This window comes from Rhodococcus sp. 5G237 (assembly GCF_053764735.1).
This window is the reverse complement of record NZ_JBSNCD010000010.1, coordinates 229343-234060: the sequence shown is the minus strand read 5'-3', so window position 1 is coordinate 234060 and position 4718 is coordinate 229343. Positions and strand designations below refer to the sequence as shown.

Below are 4718 nucleotides of genomic sequence, written 5' to 3'. Positions count from 1 at the left end.
CAACCGGCAGGCACCCGCACCTGCCGCGTGCCGGCCACCCGTCTGCTGTCCGGGTGCGTCGGTGCGCGCGAGCACGGCGGCGATCGCCGTGGTGAGCGGCACCGACAACATCAGCGCGATACCGCCGACGCATGCGCGGACCACCTCGATGGCCACGGCGTCGCCGGTGATCACATCGGTGATCGACCGCCCGGCCACCGAGAACAGCAGCAGTAGCGGCAGCGCGCCGCCCGCGTAGGCGAGGACGAGCGTGTAGACGGTGCTGGCGATGTGGTCGCGGCCCACACGCATCGCCGCCGAGAAGATCTCCCGGCGCGACGACTCGGGATCGAGCCCCGCGAGTTCGAATGCCGACGACGCCTGCGTGATGGTGACGTCGTTGAGCACACCGAGCGAGCCGATGATGAATCCGGCCAGCAGCAGGCCCGAGATCGACACGTGCCCGATGTACAGCTGCACGTCGGTGTTCTGTTCCTCCGACAGACCGGTCAGGTGCGTCATCCGGATCGCCACGTAGGACAGCAGGGCTGCCACGACCATCGAGGCGAGTGTGCCGAGCAACGCCGAACTGGTCCTCAGATTCACGCCGTGCGCCAGATACAGCACCGCGTAGAGGATGAGCGCACCGCCGACGAGCGCGACCGGCACGGCGGGTTTGCCGTCCAGTAGCGCCGGGAGCATGAACACCACCAGCACACCGAACGCGACGCCCAGGCCGATCAGGGCCCGCAGACCGCGCCAGCGGGCGATCGCGACCACCACGACGGCGAACGCCGCGACCACCAGGGCGAGCGGGAAGCCGCGGGCGTAGTCGTAGAAGGAGTACTGGGTGGCGCCCGCCGGATCGGTCTGGCGGACGAGGCGGATCTCGTCGCCGGCCTGCAGTTCGGGCTGACCCGGGCCGGGGATCACCTCGAGGAGGGTCCGGGCGCCGTCGTCGGGACCGGATTCGATGGCGACGATGCTGCGTTCGCAGTCGAAGGTGTTGCTCGAGGGAGGGGACGGCTCACCGGTGAAGACGCGCCCGAAGGACGGGCTGCCGCACGGTCCGGTGTTCTGTTCGACGACCGTCCCGGCCTCGGTGACGACTGCGCCACCGCCGCTGGTCTGGAAGGGGGCGGGGATGTCCACGGAACGGCTGCTCGGCCACAGCAGGGCGGTGCCGAAGAGCACCAGGAGACCGATTGCGGCCAGTAGGCCGACGACGATCTTCGCGGCGATGGGGCCGAGCGGGATGGGACTTTCGGCCTGCCCGTGGCCGTGACCGTGTCCGTGGCTGAAATGGCCGTGTCCGTGATTCACCCGGACAGGCTAGCCAAGAAGCGAGGAGATTTGGGCTGGTGGTGGCGGGGAGCAGGGGGGGTGTCCCCGCCACCGTCACCTGATCTCGCACAGGGGGGATGGCGATCGATCAGGGAGCCCGGCACATTGCGTAGTGCTTAGTGCCATAAGACAAATTACTGGTTCCGGCCCCGGCTTGGGGAGGGGTTGGCGTGTGGCGATGGTCACGAACCCGACAAACTGTCCGTTCGGGTAGGTAGCGCGTGCCTCCAAACAGGGACTTTGGTCCCGAAAACCGCAAAGTAACTGTTCGGTAACGATGATCTTCCCGAGGTCGGAGCCGCCCTCCTACTGCTTGTAGGAGGACAGGAAGTTGCCGATCCGCTCGATCGCCACCGCCAGATCGCGTGCCCACGGCAGCGTGACGATCCGCAGATGGTCGTGGTTCGGCCAGTTGAAGCCCGTGCCCTGGGTGACGAGGATGCGCTCCTGCAGCAGCAGATCCTGCACGAGCTTCTCGTCGTCGTGGATGTCGTAGACCTCCGGATCCAGACGCGGGAAGGCGTACAGCGCACCGCGTGGCTTCACGCAGCTCACGCCCGGGATGGCGTTGAGCCGTTCCCAGGCGACGTCGCGCTGCTCGAGCAGGCGCCCGCCGGGCAGGACGAGATCCTCGATGCTCTGATAGCCACCGAGCGCCACCTGGATCGCGTGCTGGGCCGGCACGTTGGGGCACAGGCGCGTCGAGGCGAGCAGGTCGATGCCTTCCAGGAAGCCTGCCGCGTGCTCCTTCGGGCCGGTGATGACCATCCAGCCCGACCGGTAGCCGGCGACGCGGTACGCCTTCGACAGGCCGTTGTAGGTCAGGCAGAGCAGGTCGGGGGCCAGCGAGGCGAGGGAGATGTGCTTGGCGTCGTCGTAGAGGATCTTGTCGTAGATCTCGTCGGCGAGCAGCAGCAGCTGGTGCTTGCGCGCGAGGCGCACGATCCCCTCGAGCACCTCCTGCGAGTACACGGCGCCCGTCGGGTTGTTCGGGTTGATCACCACGATCGCCTTGGTGCGCTCGGTGATCCGGGACTCGATGTCGTCGAGGTCCGGGTTCCAGTCGTTGGTCTCGTCGCACAGGTAGTGCACCGGGGTGCCACCGGCCAGCGAGGTCATCGCCGTCCACAACGGGTAGTCGGGTGCCGGAATGAGCACCTCGTCGCCGTCGTCGAGTAGGGCCTGCATCGTGATGGTGATGAGCTCGGAGACACCGTTGCCCAGGTAGACGTCGTTGATGTCGAACTTCGGGAAGCGAGGCACGAGTTCGTAGCGCGTGACGATCGCGCGACGGGCGGAGGCGATGCCCTTGGACTCCGAGTAGCCCTGCGCGTGGGGCAGCGCCGCGATCATGTCCTGCACGATCGTGTCGGGCGCCTCGAACCCGAACGGTGCGGGGTTGCCGATGTTGAGCTTGAGGATGCGATGCCCCTCGGCCTCGAGCCGCGCGGCGTGGGCGTGCACCGGCCCGCGAATCTCGTAGAGCACGTTCTGCAGCTTCGACGACTGCTCGAGCCGACGGCTGATGTGATGGTGAAGTTGGCCTTGCTCCTCGGTAGTCACGGGTTACATGGTGCCACCGTGCTGCAACACGATTTCATCCGCGTTTTCTCGGTTGCGGTAACGACTCGGGAAACAAGGCGCGACGAATGTCCGGATCAATGCGATGATCGAGGTCCATCTAGGCCGCACGTCGGGGTGACGTGGGGGAATGCAAGGAGCAAGTGGTATGGCGCAGGGCACTGTCAAGTGGTTCAACGCGGAAAAGGGCTTCGGCTTCATCGAGCAGGATGGTGGGGGAGCAGACGTTTTCGTCCATTACTCCGAGATCCAGGGGTCGGGCTTCAAGACCCTGGACGAGGGGGCACGAGTCGAGTTCGAGATCGGTCAGGGGCAGAAGGGCCCGCAGGCTCAGGGCGTGCGCATCATCTAGATCGCACCCTTTCGAGAATTCCGCGTTCGACGGCGTCGCATCTTCCGGTGCGGCGCCGTCGTCGTGTGCTCTCCACCACAACAGGAAGGTATGGACCTACCTGTCGGTAAGTACGGCTTGTAAGGTATATCCGAGTCGTGGGGTAACAGTTTGTTTTCTCCGGTGCGGGGGGATTCGTACCGGACGGTTTTTCCTTCGTGGGGGAATGGGTGTTTGTGGATTCGGCTACTCCTCGCAGTGCGACACACGATCGATGGACCGACCCCAAGAAGCGCCTCTGGCTGTACGGACTCGTCGTCCCCCTGAGCCCGTTCATCGCCTACTTCCTCGTCGAATATCTGCACCTCGGTGTCTTCTGGGCCACCGGTGCACTGGTCATCGCCATCATCTGCCCGCTGGTCGACGCGTTCGCGAAACTCGACACGAGCAATCCGCCCGAGAGCATGATGCGGACCCTCGAGAACGACCGGTACTACCGCTACTGCACCTATCTCTATCTCCCGCTCCAATACGCGGGCCTGGCCTTCGGGTGCTGGATGTGGGTGTCGCAGCCCATGGGCGGCGCCGAACGATTCGCGATGGCCGCCACGCTCGGCATCGTCGGCGGTGTCGGCATCAATGCGGCGCACGAACTCGGCCACAAACGCACCACCCTCGAGCGGCGTCTCGCGAAGATCGCCCTCGCCCAGTCGTTCTACGGCCACTTCTACGTCGAACACAATCGTGGACACCACGCGCGCGTCGCGACCCCGGAGGACCCGGCCACCGCCCGCATGGGCGAGAGCTACTGGCGGTTCCTGCCGCGCTCGGTGTTCGGCAGCCTCCGCTCGGCGATCCGCTACGAGAAGGGCCGCCTCGAGCGTCGCGGTACGTCCTTCTGGAACGTGCGGCACAACGACATCCTCAACGCATGGGCGCTGAGCGTCGTTCTCTACGCCGTGCTCATCGCGGTGTTCGGCTGGTCGATCGCTCCGTGGCTCGTCGTCCAGGCCGTCATGGCGATCATGTTCCTCGAGGGCGCCAACTATCTCGAGCACTACGGTCTGTTGCGCGAGAAGCGACCGGACGGCGGCTACGAACGGGTTCAACCCCAGCACAGCTGGAACAGCAACCACGTGTGTTCCAACCTGTTCCTCTACAACCTGCAGCGGCACAGCGACCACCACGCCAATCCCCTGCGCCGTTACCAGACCCTGCGGTCCATGCCGCAGGCGCCGCAGCTGCCGGCCGGCTACGCGGTATTGATCATCCTGGCGCTGTTCCCGCCCCTGTGGCGGCGGATAATGGACCCGCGACTGCTCGAGCACTACGGACACGATCTGTCGCGAATCAACATTCGGCCTGAGAAACGAACGGCGATTCAGGCACGATACGGTGGTCGGAATTAGGCGCCGTGTCGGGGAGACAGCGCCGTTTCTGTGATGCGCACACCCGTGCGGATCGTGCGCGCCCGGGGAGATAA

Annotated in this window: 4 protein-coding genes; 2 read left to right on the top strand and 2 right to left on the bottom strand. The window is 65.6% G+C overall.

Going from position 1 to position 4718, the window contains the following annotated elements:
- Nucleotides 1-1302, bottom strand: a 1302-nt coding sequence (locus ACWPOC_RS22410; RefSeq protein ID WP_455409357.1) for a YibE/F family protein, incomplete at its 3' end; no start/stop codon positions are given.
- Between the two features lie 327 nt (nt 1303-1629).
- On the bottom strand, nt 1630-2886 hold the full coding sequence (locus ACWPOC_RS22405; protein WP_120280265.1) for a pyridoxal phosphate-dependent aminotransferase: 1257 nt from the start codon (nt 2884-2886) through the stop codon (nt 1630-1632).
- Between the two features lie 166 nt (nt 2887-3052).
- On the opposite strand from ACWPOC_RS22405, the gene ACWPOC_RS22400 reads away from it, so the two are divergent.
- Both ACWPOC_RS22400 and ACWPOC_RS22395 read left to right on the top strand, forming a co-directional pair.
- Nucleotides 3053-3256: a cold-shock protein gene (locus tag ACWPOC_RS22400; protein WP_120280264.1), complete on the top strand. Its 204-nt coding sequence runs from the start codon at nt 3053-3055 to the stop codon at nt 3254-3256.
- 215 nt (nt 3257-3471) lie between these two features.
- Nucleotides 3472-4644: an alkane 1-monooxygenase gene (locus ACWPOC_RS22395; RefSeq protein ID WP_455409356.1), complete on the top strand. Its 1173-nt coding sequence runs from the start codon at nt 3472-3474 to the stop codon at nt 4642-4644.
- Nucleotides 4645-4718: the final 74 nt, after the last annotated feature.

Excerpts from the sequence above, each read along its gene's own strand:
- ACWPOC_RS22400 (WP_120280264.1), top strand. The coding sequence starts at position 3,053 with ATGGCGCAGGGCACTGTCAAGTGGTTCAACGCGGAAAAGGGCTTCGGC.